Origin of the sequence: Halobacterium zhouii (genome assembly GCF_021249405.1) — an archaeon.
Taxonomy (GTDB): Archaea; Halobacteriota; Halobacteria; order Halobacteriales; family Halobacteriaceae; genus Halobacterium; species Halobacterium zhouii.
In genome coordinates, this window is sequence record NZ_CP089593.1 from 430552 (window position 1) to 446374 (window position 15823).

17 protein-coding genes and 1 tRNA gene are annotated in these 15823 nt (G+C 68.9%); 11 read left to right on the top strand and 7 right to left on the bottom strand.

Annotated elements, in window-relative coordinates:
- Positions 1–40: 40 nt before the first annotated feature.
- Positions 41–125: transfer RNA gene (locus LT970_RS02120), tRNA-Ser, on the top strand.
- Between the two features lie 480 nt (positions 126–605).
- Here the strand turns inward: LT970_RS02120 and LT970_RS02125 are convergent.
- Entirely contained in the window at positions 606–953 is a 348-nt protein-coding gene (locus LT970_RS02125; protein ID WP_232687321.1) for a DUF192 domain-containing protein, read from the bottom strand.
- A gap of 178 nt (positions 954–1131) precedes the next feature.
- On the opposite strand from LT970_RS02125, the gene LT970_RS02130 reads away from it, so the two are divergent.
- From LT970_RS02130 to LT970_RS02150, 5 genes are all read left to right on the top strand, one after another.
- A complete protein-coding gene (locus LT970_RS02130; RefSeq protein WP_232687322.1) occupies positions 1132–3180 on the top strand; it encodes an immune inhibitor A domain-containing protein in 2049 nt (682 codons plus the stop codon).
- Positions 3181–3288: 108 nt separating this feature from the next.
- Entirely contained in the window at positions 3289–3804 is a 516-nt protein-coding gene (locus LT970_RS02135) for a DUF7097 family protein (RefSeq protein ID WP_232687323.1), read from the top strand.
- Between the two features lie 58 nt (positions 3805–3862).
- Positions 3863–4300 carry a VOC family protein gene (locus tag LT970_RS02140; RefSeq protein WP_232687324.1) on the top strand — a complete coding sequence of 146 codons (438 nt, stop codon included), beginning with the start codon at positions 3863–3865 and terminating at the stop codon, positions 4298–4300.
- A gap of 95 nt (positions 4301–4395) precedes the next feature.
- Positions 4396–4947, top strand: a complete 552-nt coding sequence (locus tag LT970_RS02145; RefSeq protein WP_232687325.1) for a GMP synthase subunit A — start codon at positions 4396–4398, stop codon at positions 4945–4947.
- A gap of 4 nt (positions 4948–4951) precedes the next feature.
- Positions 4952–6814 (top strand): DUF2070 family protein, encoded by a 1863-nt coding sequence (locus LT970_RS02150; RefSeq protein WP_232687326.1) that lies wholly within the window; start codon positions 4952–4954, stop codon positions 6812–6814.
- Between the two features lie 87 nt (positions 6815–6901).
- Here LT970_RS02150 and LT970_RS02155 read toward each other — a convergent pair whose 3' ends face one another.
- The 5 genes from LT970_RS02155 to LT970_RS02175 all read right to left on the bottom strand — a co-directional run bounded on the left by LT970_RS02155 (position 6902) and on the right by LT970_RS02175 (position 8496).
- Complete coding sequence (locus LT970_RS02155; protein WP_232687327.1) at positions 6902–7150, bottom strand: DUF3194 domain-containing protein; 249 nt, start codon at positions 7148–7150, stop codon at positions 6902–6904.
- Positions 7151–7153: 3 nt separating this feature from the next.
- On the bottom strand, positions 7154–7531 hold the full coding sequence (locus LT970_RS02160) for a prefoldin subunit beta (RefSeq protein WP_232687328.1): 378 nt from the start codon (positions 7529–7531) through the stop codon (positions 7154–7156).
- Between the two features lie 248 nt (positions 7532–7779).
- A complete protein-coding gene (locus LT970_RS02165) occupies positions 7780–8046 on the bottom strand; it encodes a KEOPS complex subunit Pcc1 (protein ID WP_232687329.1) in 267 nt (88 codons plus the stop codon).
- Positions 8047–8068: 22 nt separating this feature from the next.
- Positions 8069–8203 carry a DNA-directed RNA polymerase subunit P gene (locus LT970_RS02170; RefSeq protein WP_232687330.1) on the bottom strand — a complete coding sequence of 45 codons (135 nt, stop codon included), beginning with the start codon at positions 8201–8203 and terminating at the stop codon, positions 8069–8071.
- Positions 8204–8205: 2 nt separating this feature from the next.
- On the bottom strand, positions 8206–8496 hold the full coding sequence (locus LT970_RS02175) for a 50S ribosomal protein L37ae (RefSeq protein WP_232687331.1): 291 nt from the start codon (positions 8494–8496) through the stop codon (positions 8206–8208).
- A gap of 185 nt (positions 8497–8681) precedes the next feature.
- Here LT970_RS02175 and LT970_RS02180 point away from each other — a divergent pair, with 185 nt between their 5' ends.
- The gene (locus LT970_RS02180; RefSeq protein ID WP_232687332.1) at positions 8682–10028 is read left to right on the top strand and encodes an alkaline phosphatase family protein; all 1347 of its coding nucleotides are present in this window, start codon (positions 8682–8684) and stop codon (positions 10026–10028) included.
- A 256-nt stretch (positions 10029–10284) separates the two neighbouring features.
- Here the strand turns inward: LT970_RS02180 and LT970_RS02185 are convergent, their stop codons facing one another.
- On the bottom strand, positions 10285–11358 hold the full coding sequence (locus LT970_RS02185; protein ID WP_232687333.1) for a tubulin/FtsZ family protein: 1074 nt from the start codon (positions 11356–11358) through the stop codon (positions 10285–10287).
- Between the two features lie 79 nt (positions 11359–11437).
- Here LT970_RS02185 and LT970_RS02190 point away from each other — a divergent pair, with 79 nt between their 5' ends.
- Genes LT970_RS02190 through LT970_RS02205 form a run of 4 tightly spaced genes read left to right on the top strand, consistent with a single transcriptional unit; the run spans position 11438 to position 15816 of the window.
- Positions 11438–11908: a DUF7310 family coiled-coil domain-containing protein gene (locus tag LT970_RS02190; RefSeq protein WP_232687334.1), complete on the top strand. Its 471-nt coding sequence runs from the start codon at positions 11438–11440 to the stop codon at positions 11906–11908.
- The gene (locus LT970_RS02195; RefSeq protein WP_232687335.1) at positions 11905–12375 is read left to right on the top strand and encodes a DUF7311 family protein; all 471 of its coding nucleotides are present in this window, start codon (positions 11905–11907) and stop codon (positions 12373–12375) included. Before LT970_RS02190 ends, LT970_RS02195 begins: the two co-directional genes overlap by 4 nt.
- Positions 12341–14170 carry a type II/IV secretion system ATPase subunit gene (locus LT970_RS02200; RefSeq protein ID WP_232687336.1) on the top strand — a complete coding sequence of 610 codons (1830 nt, stop codon included), beginning with the start codon at positions 12341–12343 and terminating at the stop codon, positions 14168–14170. The genes LT970_RS02195 and LT970_RS02200 overlap by 35 nt, the downstream gene beginning before the upstream one ends.
- On the top strand, positions 14167–15816 hold the full coding sequence (locus LT970_RS02205) for a type II secretion system protein (RefSeq protein ID WP_232687337.1): 1650 nt from the start codon (positions 14167–14169) through the stop codon (positions 15814–15816). Before LT970_RS02200 ends, LT970_RS02205 begins: the two co-directional genes overlap by 4 nt.
- Positions 15817–15823: the final 7 nt, after the last annotated feature.

Genomic DNA, 15823 nt, shown 5'->3' on the forward strand with positions numbered 1-15823 from the left:
CCGAAACCACTAAAGTCGATGATGGCGTCGATTCGAACGAGCCGAGGTAGCCTAGCCTGGCCAAGGCGGTTGCCTCGAAAGCAACTGTCCACACGGACTCAGGAGTTCAAATCTCCTCCTCGGCGCTTTTCAGGAACCGCACGGTCAGCGACGCGTGTGTCGCTGACCGTGCGTAGGCGGAAACGACGTGAGGAGATTTGAGCCCTGCCAGTCGCGCGCAGCGAACGAAGTGAGCGAGCACGTCTGGCTCTGGTTCAAATCTCCGCCTCGGCGCTTCTCCGAGCACTACGCTGATGAGCGACTGCTCCGCTCGTCAGTGCTTTGGCTTCCTCGAAAGCCCCGGGCCGCTCGCGGTCGCTCGCCATTCACGAGAGCAAAGCTCTCGTGCAATCCATCAGAACGCTTCGCGTTCTGAGGACAACATATCTGCTCACTCGCTGCGCTCGTTCGCAGATAGGGGTTGCCGAGACGACTGAACGATGCGCGAGCGGCCCGCCCCTTTCATTCCCACCCGTACTACCGGTTGGTCAGCCGGGAGAAACGCGGTGGTTGGTTCGTCGGCAGGAACTCAGCGGTTGGTTGGTCAGAAGTCCGCTACCGGTCGGTCAGTCCTCCGTCCACACGCGGTCGCCGATTTCGACGCCGTCCGCCGCGCCCGCGGGGAGTTCGACGAGCGTGTCACAGCGCGCTTCGCCGCGGCCCGTCCACGCCGCGAGGCGCTTTGCGCGCTGGACTTCGCCGTCCTCCACCCAGAGCGCGTCGATGTCGAAGGGCACGAACACCATGTGGGCGTCTCGCGAGTCGACGCCGTCGAAGTCGAAGACGAGCGCGTAGTCCTCGGGGATCGACCGCCGGAACATCAGGCCCCGGGCCTGCGCGAGAAACGAGTCGGCGGTGTCGACGTCGGTGGCGAGCGTCCGCGTCTCGCCGTCGTGTTCGTGGCGGAGGTGCACGTTCCCCGGATTCGACGCGGGCGCGTTAAGCGTTGTGTTGGCTGGATTTGCGGTTCGGGAGGCCACCGACCGACCGGATTATTCCCTGGCTACCCGGGATTCATTTTCGGTTAGCGAGGTAATACTAAGGGTCCTCAGCCGCACGCTGGTAACTGGAATGAAATTGCGAACCACACTCATGGTAACCGTACTCCTGGTGGCCAGTATCGCCGCCGGGGTCGGCAGCGCCGTGGCGGCGCCGGGAACAGCAACGACAGCACCGAGCGACCAGGCACTCGCGCCCGAACCGGACACCGCGAACAACTCGACGACGGAGTACCGGGGAATCGAACCATCACAGAACTGGACGGACAAGCCGGTCCTGGAGACCGACGTCTCCGGTGACGGCGCGTCCACGAGCGACTCGGGGTCGTCCTCCGGGTCGGCGACCGACGCCCAGATGACCCGGCAGTTCCTCACCTCGGGCCCGCAGGGGTACACGCTGCGGACGTTCGAACTCCGGGAGGTCGGGGAGAACGTCGAGGTGTGGGTGGCCGCGAACCTCTCGTGGGGCGTCGCGGGCGACCGGCCGACGCCGTCGATCAGCGACGAACAGGCCGAACATCTCGCCGACGAGTTCGACGAGAACATCTACCCGAAGGAGTCGGAGGTGTTCGGCACGCCCAACCCGCGGGACGGGAGTAACGCGCTCCTCGGCCCCGAGGGCTACTACAACACCACGCGGAACGCCGGCAACAAGACGGTGTTGCTGATCCAGAACATCCGCGACAAGAACTTCTACAACCCGGACTACCCGCTGTACATCGCGGGCTACTACTCGCCGACGGTCCAGCAGTACTCCGACCGGAACGTCATCAACATCGACGCCTACGGCTGGTCGAACGTCACCGAGGAGGACCCGATGGTCGGCTACGAGGGGACGCTCGCCCACGAGTACCAGCACCTCATCCACGCCGACCTCGACAGCGACGAGACGTCCTGGGTGAACGAGGGGATGTCCGACTACGCCGAAGTGGTCACGGGCTACGGCACCCCCCAGGGCCACTTGAACGCGTACGAGCAGATGCCGTCGAACTCCCTGACGAACTGGGAGGACCAGGGCGCCATCAACGTGCTTGCTGACTACGGCGTCGCGTTCACGTGGACGACGTACCTCGAGGACCGGTACGGACAGGACTTCATCAGCAACCTCGCAGAGGAGGACGGAAACGGTATCGCGGGCGTGGAGACCACTCTCGACGAGGTCGGCGCGAAGACCGACTTCTACGGCCTCTACCAGGACTTCTCCACGGCCGTGGTGACCGACAAGTACGGCACCCCGCCGAAGGACAAGTACACGTTCGAGAGCCTCGACCTGAACGTGAACACGTCCAACGGCGTGCAGACCGCGGGCGTGTGGGGGACGGACTACCGCACCATCGACACGTCCGAGAAGGCCCCGATTACGGACGTCACTGTCTCGGGCACCGACTTCACGGACACCGAGTGGTCGACCGCGACCGACCCGGTGACCGGTGAGGGCGAGGTGCTGTACAGCGGGTCGGGCAACCTCCTGAACCGCCACGCAATCACTCGAGTGAACCTCTCGGGCACCGAGAACCCGACGCTGTCCTTCGACTCCTTCCAACGCATCGAGTCGAACTGGGACTACGGCTTCGTGCAGGTGTCCACGGATGGCGGCGAGACGTGGCAGAGCCTCGGGAACGCGAACACGGACGACTCGCCGGCCGCCGGCGCGCATCCGCGCGTGAAGGCGAACCTGCCCGGGTTCACCGGGAGCACCGACGGCTGGGAGCACCAGACGCTCGACCTCTCGGCCTACGAGGGCAACGAGAGCGTGCTCGTGTCCTTCCACTACGTCACCGACTGGGCGGTCGTCTCGCCCGGCTGGTGGGTGAAGAACGTCTCCGTCGCGGGCGAGTCCGTCGAGACGGACTCCATCGAGTCCTACCAGAGTCTCCGCCAGGCGACCAACAACCACGTCGAGTACCAGTTCACGTTCATCGGCGTGAAGCACAACGGCAACTACCAGATCAAGCAACTGGACATGCGGACGTTCGACGGCGACGGCGAGCGCGAACTCGAGCAGTTCCTCCACAACGGGAACTTCGAGAAGGTCATCGTCGGCAGCACGTGGGCCGCCGGGTCCGGTGAGAGCGGCCGCGTGCCGGTTGGCGTCGAGTTCACGTTCGCGAACGAGAAGCGCGGTAACGGAAACGATAACTGACGCCCGCGTACTCGATACCTCGTTTTTCTTTTCCGCGCCTGGTCGACTGCTCGAACAGTTCGTCGCCAACGGTAACGTTCAACGGCGAGCAGCCACTACGACGGGCCGATGAAGAAGACGCCGACCGGGACGACCGTGGGGGTCGACGACCCGTACGAGCACGCCGGCGTCTGCGACCACGTCACGGACGACGGGAACTGCCGGTACGCCTTCGAGCACGCCGAACACGACCCGGAGTTCGCGGAAGCGCGCCGCGCCGACGACTTCGCGTGCCCTGTCGCCGAGGGCGACTGGGAGTGGGCGGACTGTCCACACTACCGGTGCCGGCAGCGCGACCGCGAGTGCGTGCGTTGCGGTCTCGAGGAGCGCCGCGACGCCCACAGCGACGACCGCCCGCTCCTGGAGGAACACCACCTCGCGTACGCCGACGAGGCGGACGTCGGCCACGAGATAACCGTCTACCTCTGCCGGTGGTGTCACGCCAAGGTCCACGGGTCGTGGGGGCGCATCGACGACGACGTCGGCCCGGACGCGGAGGCCATCGCGGCGGCGGAAGCCCGCCGGAGCGACGAGCGGGCGGAGTTGGGGTTCGAGACGGCAGCAGAGCGACGGGAGGAGGAGTGAACTCGGAGACGGTCGGCGCGACCCCGGGAGTAACTTCGGTACCACGCGTAGGCGGTGTATGGCCACAGACTCGTCCGTCCACCTCGGGCACGTTCACCTGAAGGTACGCGACGTGGAGCGCGCACTCGACTTCTATCAGGGCGTACTCGACCTCGAGGTCTCCGAGCGCCCGGGGAACTATGCGTTCCTGACGTTCGGCGAGCACCACCACGACGTCGCGTTGCAGGGCGTCGGCGATAACGCGCCCGGGCCGGGTCGGGGCGTCGGCCTCTACCACGCCGCTTTCGAAGTCGACACGCCCGCGCGCCTGCGGGAGGTGTACCAGCGCCTCCGGGAGCGCGGCGTCGGCGTCTCACCGGTCGACCACGGCATCAGCAAGGCGCTGTACTTCGACGACCCGGCCGGGAACGGTCTGGAGGTGTACGTCGACACGCGCGACGAACACGGTCCGGAGTGGGAAGGGACGAACCGGCGTTTCGACCCGGAAGCGCTCTGACGGTGTCGCCCAACGCGCTCCGCCGCGAATCGCGTCGTTCCGTCCGCAGGACCGAACGGTTGGGTTTTTAGTCGTCAGTCGTCTACCACCTCGCAATGACTCGCATCCTCGTCGTCGACAACCACGGGCAGTTCACCCACCTGGAGCACCGCCTGCTCCGGGACCTCGACGGGGTGGAGACCGACCTCGTGGACAACACGACGCCCCCCGAGGACCTCGACGCGGACGGTCTCGTACTCTCCGGCGGCCCCGACATCGACGACGTCGGGCGCTGTGCGGAGTACCTCGAACTCGACGTGCCCGTGCTCGGCATCTGTCTCGGCATGCAGTTCATGGCCGTGGAACTCGGCGGGCGCGTCGAGTCCGGCGAGTACGGCGGCTACGCGGACGTCGACGTCGAGATTCTGGACGACGAAGACCCGCTCCTCGGGTCGCTCGCGCCCGGCATGCGCGTGTGGGCGAGCCACGCGGACGAGGTGGTGGCTCTGCCCGAGGGGTTCGAGCGGACCGCCGAGAGCGACATCTGTGCGGTGGAGGCGATGTCGAACACGGACCGAGACCTCTACGGCGTACAGTTCCACCCCGAGGTGGCACACACGGAGCGCGGCGAGGAACTGTTCGAGAACTTCGCGCGGGTCTGCGAGTAGGCCCATGACGGAGACCCAGGGTGAACTCGCCAGCCTCTCGAAGTACATCTTCCGCGCGCCGCGGTGGTACACGAGCGTCGCGCTCTCGCTCGTCGTCGCCGCGCTCGCGGGCGTCGCCGCGTTCAACAGCGTCTACGTCCTCGAGGACGCCTGGCAGGGCGTCTTCTTCATCGGCGTGCCGACGGTGGTGGCGAGCCTCGTCACCACCCCGATCGACCGACGGCTCGACGGCCAACTCACGTACAATCGGTCGTCGCTGCTCGCGGTCGCCTGCGAGGTGATCGTGGTGACAGTGCTCGTGCTCGCGGGCATCGTCGCAACGCTGTCGGCCCAGTTCGGACAGAACTTCGTGTTCGACGCGCTCATCGCAGCGCTCGCGCTCGTGTTCGCCATCCGCCTGCTGGTCGTCCTTGCGGTGTCCCGGAACTCGCTGTGGCTCGCCGCGATTCCGGCGAGCGTGCAGACCGCGACCGCCGGCCTCCTCCTGTTCGTCTACTCGGGAACGATGAACTACCTCGCGGAGGGTGGGTCGTACATCGGTGCGCTGTTCTCCCGGCCGGGCCACGCGCCCCCCGAAATCCAGTACGCGTTCACGCCCGAGGACTTCGCACTGCTCTCCCTGATGACGGGGTTCTACGGGCTCGGCGCGTACGTGTTCCTCGTCGTCGTGGACCGCCCGTGGAAGCGGAGCCTGGACGTGAGCGTTCTCGACTTCCTGCAGGGGTTCATCGGCCACATCGCGGAGGGGACCCGCGAACTCGAGGATTTCTTCGAGCAGATCGGCGAGGAGGCGGTCGTCCCAGTCACGGTGCTCTCCTTCCGGCGGACGAACGACCACCAGGAGAAAGCCCGCGTCGTGTTGCCGATGATTCATCCCGGGCCGATGGGCGAAATCGGCGGCGGGAACCTCCCGCAGCGCGTCGCAGAGACCACGTCGGGGCTGGCGTTCCCGCCCCACGCCACCGCCGGCCACGACTTCAATCTCGTCACAGAACGCGAGGTCGACACCCTCATGGAGGCCGCGGACCGCGCCCACGAGCGCATCGAGTACACGGACACGGCGACCGCCGCCGTCCGCGTTCAGGAGAACGAGGCGAAACTGCTCGGCCAGGCGTTCGGCGGCGACGCCTTCCTCGTCTCCACGTACGCCCCCGAGTTCGCCGACGACATCGAGTACGCGGTCGGGCTGTCGGCGTCCGCCGAGGCCCGCGTCGAGGGGATGGGCGACGTGTTGCTCGCGGACGCCCACAACTGCAACAACGGCCTCAGGGGCGACGACCTCGGGCACGTCTACCCGGGAAGCAAGCGCTCGTTCGACATGATCCAGGCGGCCGGCGGAATCGCGAGCCGCCTCGACGACGCCGACGAACACGCCCTCGAACTCGGCGTCGCGTGGGACCGCACGCCGTGGCGACCCGAGGACGGCATCGGTCCGCTCGGCGTCCGCGTCGCCGTCCTCGACAGTGACGGCCAGCGCACCGCGTACGTGCTCGTCGACGGCAACAACATGGAGCCCGGCCTGCGCGAGCACATCATCGACGGCCTCGACGTCGACCACGCCGAGGTGATGACGACGGACACGCACATCGTGAACACCGTCGAGTCCTCGAACCAGGTCGGCGCGGCCATCGACGGCGACGCCCTCGCGGAGCTCGTCGCGGACCTCGTCGAACGCGCCGAGGGCGACCTCGAACCCGTCGAGGCGGGCATGGCGACCGAGCGCGCGGAGGTCACCGTCTTCGGGAACGACCGCACGGAGACGCTCGCCAGCCACGCGAACGCCGTCATCGCGATGGGCGGCGCGTTCGCCGTGGTGTCGATCCTGTTCACGGTGGCGGTCAGCGTGCTCGTGTTCTTCCTGACGTAGCGGGTCGTTCGTCGAACGCGAGACGCGCCGCTCTCGCGCTGGGATACTGAGAAACGAGTTCGTGGCTCGATGCCGTCCCGCGCCGGCCTACGCGTCGTCCTCGGTCGCGAACAGGTCGTCGACCGCGCCCTGTGCCGCGAGCGCCGCGTCGTCCGCGACCTGCTCGACGTCCGCGTCGGCTTCCGGCGCGTTCACGTACACGTCAACGTCGAGCACGCCGTCCTCGAAGGACACCGTGATGTCGAGGTCGTCGACGTCGCTGTTCTGTAACCGCGCGAGAACGAGCCCCTCGGCGGCCTCCGCGGCCGTCTCGACGACCTCCTCGTCGGTCGGCATCGATCAGGCGCTCGGACCGCCGCCCATCGCACCGCCGGCGCCGCCGAGCATGTTCTGGAGCTCCTCCTGCAGGCTCTCGAACTGCTCCTGCACGCGCTCCTCCTGCTTCTCGAGGGTCTCGACGCGAACCTCGAGATTGTCGACCTTCTCCTCGAGGTCGTCGGCGGCCTCGTCGTACCCCGTCTCGACGAGCAGCTCGCCGACCTCGCGGTACATCGTCGCGCCCGAGTCGATGTCCTCGAGCGCTTCGAGGGCCGTCTGGGACTCGTTGAGCTGGGTCTCGGCCTGCTGTTTCTGCGCGGAGACCGTTTGGGCCTTCTCCTGGAGGTCCTGCAGTTCCTCGAGTTTCTCCTGTGCTTCCGGTGGCAGATTGCCCTGCATACTCGCAGAGATGCGTGCCCGACAGAAAAACCCCTGCTTTGTGCTCGCTCGTTCACTCACTCCGAGTCACGCGGCTCGCGCATCGCTGCGCTCCGCGCTCGCGTTTTCGTGGTTCTCAGTCGTTCCCACCGTCAGAGCGTTGCTCTGACGAGCTCTCGTTCGCCTTCGGCTCACGAGAACTACGCTCACTCCCTCCGAACCACGCGGCTCGCGCATCGCTGCGCTCCGCGCTCGCGTTTTCGTGGTTCTCACTCGCTACGCTCGTTCCGAACCACGCTCTCTGCTACCTCGACGAGCGTCGCCCACGTGTTGTGTCCCGCCCGCAACGCGGTCAGGTCACTGGCCTCCACGGTGACCGTGACCTTCGCGCCGTCCCGGGAGACGGTGGCCGTGCTCCGGTCGCCGTCGATGTCGCCGGCTTCCACGGCGACGCTCCGCTCGACGATGCGAGCGCGCGCGGTCGAATCGTACTCGAAGACGAGCGTCGCGGTGTGAGCGCCGGGCGTCGGGTGCACGGTCGAGAAACAGTCGCCCGGGTTACTTCACGTCGACTTCCTTCACGTCGCGGCTGCGCTCCTTCAGGAGCACGCGGTGGCCACAGTAGGGACAGCGCACGCCGCCGTACTCGTCGAGTTGGACGTCTCGCTTACAGCGGGAGCACTTGTACGCCATCTTCAGGCCTCTTCCTCGTCGCCCTCGCCCTCGGAGAGCGCGGTCCGGATGGAGCGCGCGACGGACTTCCCGCCGGGCGTCTGCGGGCGGTACGCGCCGCCGGCGTACTTGTACTCGCACTTGCCACACTGCCAGATGCCGGTCCCCTGGCGGGAGACGGCGTCGGAACCGCACTCGGGGCAGGTGTGGTCGTCGTTCGTGTCGCTCTCGATGTCCGCGACGCGGCGACGCGCGACGCGACCGTACCGCGCGCCGAACCGACCGGCACTGCCGGTGGTGCTATTCTCAGCCATAGTAGACGTGTCTATCGCTGGCGCGCACATAAACGCTACGAGTCAGAGCAGCCACGCCGGGCCAGTACAGGCGTCGCCGGACCGACGCAGACGCCGCCGTCGGCTGAGACAGATCAGCATTCGGTTCGGTGCAAGCACACGTCGAAGGGGCCAACCTTTTGTGCGCTTGCGTGGTCCGGCCCGGTATGGGTCTGTTCGACCGTCTTCGCGGAAGTGACGCTGGCCGGGTCGCGTTCGTCGGTATCGACGGCGTCCCGTTCAGTCTGATTGCTGACGAACCCGAGACGTTCCCGAACCTCCACGCGCTCATCGAGGAGGGGTCGGGCGGCGAGATCGACAGCATCGTGCCCCCGGAGTCGAGCGCGTGCTGGCCGTCGCTCACGACCGGTGTGAACCCCGGCGAGACCGGCGTGTACGGGTTCCAGGACCGCGAATCCGGGAGCTACGACACGTACGTGCCGATGGGCCAGGACGTGCAGGCGACGCGCCTCTGGGACCGCGTGACCGACGCGGGACGCGAGGCGACCGTGCTGAACGTGCCGGTGACGTTCCCGCCCCAGCGGAACGTCCAGCGCATGGTCTCGGGGTTCCTCTCGCCGGGTCTGGAGAAGGCGTCGCATCCGCCGGAGGTCGGCGAGTACCTCGACTCCATCGACTACCGCATCGACGCGAACGTGAAACTCGGGCACGACGACGACAAGACGGAGTTCGTGGAGAACGCCCACGAGACCCTCGACGCGCGCTACGAGGCGTTCGAGCACTACCTCTCGGAGGACGACTGGGACCTGTTTTTCGGCGTGTTCATGACGACCGACCGTCTCAACCACTTCCTGTTCAGGGATTACGAGCACGACGGCGAGTACCGCGAGGAGTTCCTGGAGTTCTACGCGAAGGTCGACGACTACATCGGCCAGTTGCGCGAGCGTCTCGCGGACGACGTGACGCTGGTCGTCGCGTCGGACCACGGGTTCACGAGCGAGGACTACGAGGTCCACCTGAACGAGTGGCTCGAGCAGGAGGGCTGGCTCTCCTACGAGGACGACGACCACGACGCTCTCGCCGACATCGACGACGACGCGAAGGCGTACTCGTTCATCCCGGGTCGGTTCTACCTGAATCTGGAGGGCCGCGAGCCACGCGGGAGCGTCCCGGAGTCCGAGTACGAGTCGGTTCGCGCGGACCTCAAGGAGAAACTGGAGAACCTCGAGGCGCCCGACGGTCGCCCGGTCTGCGAGCGCGTCGTCGTGAAGGAGGACGCCTTCGAAGGCGCACACGACGAGATCGCGCCCGACCTGGTCGCCATCCCGAACCACGGTTTCGACCTGAAGGCGGGGTTCTCGGGCCACGGCGAGGTGTTCGACCACGGGCCCCGGAACGGCATGCACTCCTTCGAAAACGCGACGTTCGTCACGGACGACCCCGACGTCGAGATTCCGGACGGAACGGACCTCTTCGACATTGCGCCGACGCTCCTCGACATGCTCGAGGTGGAGTACGACGGCCGCGAGTTCGACGGCGCCAGCCTCGTCTGAACGGAGCAGTTACAGTACGGTAGCGGTCAGCGGTCTACGGTAGCTGTCCGCGGTCTGTGGTAGCGGTCAGCGGTTTCGGTCGGCGGTTGCCGTTTGCGGCGCGATTGCAGCGCGGCAAGCATTCGCGGCCGGAGGCCGCGATTCACTCGCACGAGCGGAGCGAGTGCGAGGAGGTTTTTAGCGTAGCTTTTTGCGAGGTGGGTTCCCGCAGCGAACGCAGTGAGCGAGGAAACCCGCCGAAGTAAAAAGGTCCTCGTTAAAACAACCCGTCGAGGTCGTCGTTCTGGAAGGCTTCGTGCTCCTCTTCGGCCTGGACTTCCTTGTTGGCTTCTTTGGCGCGTTCCATGAAGTCCTCGATGCGGGGGGAGCGCGCGATGCCGGAGAGGAGAACGGTGGTGGCGATTTTCTCGGAGTCGACGGGGAAGTCGCCGCCACGGACCTGCATGCTGCGCGTTTCCTCCTCGACCCAGGAGCGGGCTTTCTCGACGCCCTTCCTGGGGATGCGGTCGGTGTCGCCGGCGACGACGACGAGGGCGGCGCCGGCTTCCGTGGTTTCGGGGACGCTCATGCCGGTGAGGAGCGCTTTCCGAGTGGTGGAGGTGATGACGTTGATGTTCTCGCCGGCGTCTGGGGCGGCGTCGGCGTTGGCGAAGCCAAGCGCGGACATGTCCCCGGATTTCAGGGTGTTGATGACTTCGCTGGAGTCGACGACGCTCTCGCCGACACCCTCGATGTTTTCACCGGCGGCGAGCACGATGCCGACGCGGCGAGCGATGCGTTCGTTGATGGCGTCGTAGGCTTCGGTGACGCTCTCGCCGCTCTTGCGCCACGCGTCGTTGTCGACGAGGAGGACGGAGTCGGCTTCGCCGAGCAGGGTTTTGAGGGAGCGGCCGGCGTTGGCCTGGTAGATGCCGCCTTCGTCGCGTCCGGGGAGGATTCCGAGCGCGTAGACGGGAATCTCGTACACCTGCTGGAGTTCGTCGACGATGACCGGGGCGCCGCCGGAGCCGGTGCCGCCGCCGAGGCCGGCGACGACGAAGATGGCCTCCGTTTTGGGGTCGACGACGCCGTCGAGTTCGCCCATGACTTCTCGGGCGTCGGACTGCATGACTTCGGCGCCGAGTTCGTTGTCGGCGCCGACGCCGTGGCCTTTCACGCGTTCCTGGCCGACGAGCATGGTGTCGATGTCGAGCGGTTCGAGGTCTGTCCTGGCGGTGTTGACGGCGAGCGCGCCGCGGATGGCGTCGTAGCCGGCGCGGCGGTCCTCGGCGAGGAGGGCCTCCGAGAGCTTGCCGCCGGCTTGACCGATACCGATGAGGGCCGCTTTCATACACCACGTGTCTCAGCGACCGGCTATGAACGTTGTGCCACGTTCAACTTTAAGTAGGATTCCGGGGCCACCCCGGTGCGTGACCGACGAAGACCTGTCTGCGCGTCTCCGAACGGTGGAGCGGGCGGTGACCGACGGTGAGGAGCTTCCCGACCTCTCGGCTGCGGCGGACGCCGAGCGGCGCCTCGACGCGCTGGAGTCCGAGATGGAGGCGCTCGCGGAGCGGGTGGACGCGCTGGACGCGACGGTGCAGTCCTTGCACGGCTACGTGGGCGAACTCGAGCACGTCAACGACCGCGTGGAACGGCGGGCGGACGCCGCGCGCGCCGCCGTGGAGCGATTCGAGGAGCGCCGAACGGCACCCGGAGAAGCGAGCGATTCGACCGGCGACGACGGACAGCGCGGGGGCGACGAGCGAGGTGAGGGCGGGAAGCGGGCGTCCGAGACCGCCCTCGCGGACGACGAGTCGCATCACGGCCGTCCTCGGTCCGCAGACAGGCGCCGACGCGCCGACGAGTCGTTGCTCGGTCGGGTGCGGGACGCGCTGTGATCGTCCGCACAGTGCTCGCCGTGCTCGCGGCGCTCGCGCTCGTCGCGGCCGCCCAGCCAGCGGTCCACCACGCCACGCGAACCCGTGACGCTGCCGCACTCCGCACGAACGCGGACGAGTTCGCGGACAGCGTGCGTGCGCTCGCCCGCCGCAGCGACCCGGGGCGGACGCTCGCCACGGCGCCCCGACGGACGCTCGACCTCGTGGTTCCCGACGGTGCGACACTCGCGGTCAGGGGCGAGCCGGCGAGACTCGTCACCCGACTCGACGGCGCTCCAGCGCACCGGCGCTCCCTCGCCACGCGCGTCGTCACCTGCACTGACGATGGCACACTCGAGGGGCCGACGACGCTCGCGTACGTCCGGACGGCCAGCGGTCCGGTCGTCTTCGCGCTGCGAGGGTTTATCAGGGGGAACGCGTCCATCGGCGTCCATGCGTGCGCTCCTTCGACGGTTCAAGCGCGGTGACGCGGCGGACTGCGCCTGCGACGTCTCGACGGCCGGCCACCAGCAACGCGACGCGGCCTCGTCGGTCGACGCGCTGTCCGTCGACGCGACTGCGTGCACGGACGACGATCCGACCGCTCGGCCCGCGTGCCGTGCGACGCTCGCTGACGCCTGCGCTCGCGTCGCCCCCGACCGAATCGTGGTGGATGATGCGGGGTTCCGCCGGGAGTACGGGGAACGAACAGCGGCGCTGTTCACCGCCGCCGGACGGTTCGCCGCGCGCGTCACTGACCGGGACGCCCGTCTCGCGGAACGCGCCCGAACCGACCCGCTGGCCGCCGCCGCGGAGGCAAGCGGACGCGCGGGTCCGGCCGCCACACTCGCAGCCGAGACCGGATTCGGGGCAGTCGCCAGTGAGATACCGGCGTACGACGCGCTCCGACCGCGCGTCGGCCCCGCGCTCGCCGGTGCTCGCGTCGCCGTCGGTCCGCCGCCGGACGGTCGCCTGCGCGACACCCGAACCGTGGAGACCGGCGCGACAGTCCGGAAGTACACCGTGCCCGACGGCGTTCCAGTCTACCACGTCGTCCCGCCCGAGTACGAGTTCGGTCCCTCGGAGTGTCGCGTGCTCGCCGACGCACGCCGACTGCTCGCCGACGGGTCGATTCCGGACGGCGAGGACGCGCCCGAGCGAGCGGTTCAGGCTGCCGCCGGCGAACACCGGCCGGACGTCGCGGCCGCGCTCCGGAAGCACACCCGCAACTTCGGCGTCCTCGAGGACGTGTTCGCGGACCCTGGGGTCACCGACGCGTTCGCCAGCGCGCCAGTCGCCGACGGCCCACTCCGGGTCACCGTCGACGGCGAGCAGGCGCGCACGAACGTTCGGTTCACGGACGACGGTGCGGCCCGTCTCGCGTCCCGGTTGCGCGCGGAGAGCGGTCGCCCGTTCTCGCGCGCGAACCCCACGCTCGACACCACCGTCGAGGGACTCGGCGCGACGGGGCGTGTCCGCGTCGCGGGCGTCACCGACCCCGTGAGCGACGGCACCGGGTTCGCCCTCCGCGCGCACGACGCCGACCCGTTCCGGCTCTCCGACCTCGTGGAAAACGGGACGTTCACCCCCGAAGCCGCCGGGTTCGTCGCGGAAGCTGTCAGCCGCGGTGCAGCCGTGTTGTTCGCCGGCGCGAGGGGCGCGGGCAAGACCACCGCGCTCCGCGCGACGCTGTGGTCGCTCCCCCGGAGCGTCCGCCTCGTCACCATCGAGGACACCCCAGAACTGCCGACGCGCGCGCTCCGTGAGGACGACCGGGACGTCCAGGCGCTGTACGCGAGCGCGGACGGCGCTGGCGCGGACGTCTCGATGAGCGACGCGCTCCACACCGCGCTCCGCCTCGGCGACGGCGCGCTCGCCGTGGGGGAGGTCCGCGGCGAGGAGGCCCGCGTGCTCTACGAGGCGATGCGCGTCGGCGCGAGCGACGACGCGGTCCTCGGCACGATCCACGGTGACGGCGTAGCGGCCGTCCGCGAGCGCGTCGTCTCGGACCTCGGCGTACCCGAGTCGTCGTTCGCTGCAACCGACCTGGTGGTCACGCTCGCCGACACCGGACGCGGCAGGCGCGTCACGGAGATCGCATCCGTGACCGAGAACGGGTCAGCCCAACTGTTCGTGGACGATGGACGCGGCGCGACGCCGACCGGCCGCCTCGACCGCGGCAACAGCACCGTCGTCGCATCCCTCGCGGGGCCGAGTGAGACGTACGCCGACGTCCGGGACGCGATTGACGAACGAACCAGCCGATTCCGGGGTGGCCGATGAGGAGTCCGACGGACGATAGCCGGCCGCCGACAGGTGGCGCGGACGCCGCTAGCCTGTCGTCCGGAAGCGGAAACAGCGTCCGAGACCGAGCGGCCGGAATCGCGGCTGTCGGCTCCGCCGCCGCACTGGCGACCGGCGTCTTTCTCCCGTACGTCGGGGCCGCGATCGGCTGCCTCACGCTCGCGATCGCCGCCGCAGTCGCGTACGGCTCCGCCGTTCGCGAACTCGCGCGTCGCTCTCGCGCGCTCGGAGCGGCCCCCGACGTCGTCTGCTTCGTCGTGCTGTCGCTCCGCCTCGAACCGGCGCTCGAACGCGCGACGCGGTTCGCTGGCGACCACGCGACGGGCCGTCTCGCAGACAGCCTCGCAGCGCACGCCCGGGAGGCCCGCGGCCGGTCGGGAGCCGGCTTCGACGCCTTCGCCGCGACGTGGGCCGACGCTTTCCCCGCGCTCCGCCGGGCCGCAGCGCTCGCTGACGCGGCGGTGGACGCCCCGGAGGGCGACCGCGAGCGCCTCCTCGACCGCACGCTCGACGTCGTGGTCGAGGGCGCGCGCGAGCGGACGAGCGAGTACGCGGACGCGGTCCACGGCCCGACGATGGCCGTCTACGCGTTCGGCGTGGTGCTGCCGCTCGCGCTCGTCGGCGTCGTTCCCGCCGCCGCGAGCGCTGGTCTTCCGCTCACCGTCGGCGCGTTCGCGCTGGTGTACGGTGTCGTGCTCCCGCTCGCCGTGCTCGCGGCGGTCTGCTGGGTGCTCGCGCGTCGCCCTGTCGCGTTCCCGCCGACCTCGATTCCGTCAGACCACCCCGAACTCGACGGCCGCGAGCGGAACGCGGTGCTCGCGGCGGCCGTCGGTCTCGCGGCGGCCGTCGGCGCCGTCGCCACCCCGCTGTTGCCGCCGTGGGCGTTCCCCGTCGTCGCGGTCGGGTGGCCGGTCGGCGGCGCACTCGCGTTCTGGTGTCTGCCCGCGTGCCGTGTCCGCGAGCGCGCTCGAGACGTCGAATCCGGCCTCGCTGACGCGCTCCCGGTGCTCGGGCACCGACTCCGCCAGGGGGAGGCCGTCGAATCCGGCGTCGCGGACGCCGGCGATTCGTTGGACGGCGAGACGGGCGCGGTGTTCGCGGCCGCCGCACGCCGCATGCGCCGACTCGGCGTCGGCGTGCACGAATCGTTCCTCGGTGAACACGGCCCGCTCGCGGACGCGCCGAGCGCCCGTGCCCGCGCCGTTGTGCCGCTGGTCGTGCACGCCGCCGACGCCGGCCCGGCGGGCGGGCGCGTGCTCGTCGACGTCGCAGGCCTGTTCGACGACCTCGGCGAACTCGACCGCGCGGTACGCCGGGAGTTCGCCGCGACGACCCGGACGCTCCGCCACACGGGTCTCGTGTACGCGCCGCTCATCGCCGGCGTCACGGTCGCGCTCGCCGCACGACTGACCGGTCTCGACGGCGCGACCGCGCTCCCAACGGCCCCGCTAGCGCTCGCCGTCGGCGGCTACGTGCTCTGGCTCGCGGCGGTGCTGCCCGCGCTCGCCGTCGGTCTCGACCGCGGCCTCGACCGCACGCTGGTCGGCTACCACGCCGGCGTCGCGCTCGTCGCCGCCGCCACTGTCTATCCACTCACGGCGACGTTCGCGGGACGCGTGCTCTAACTTTAAG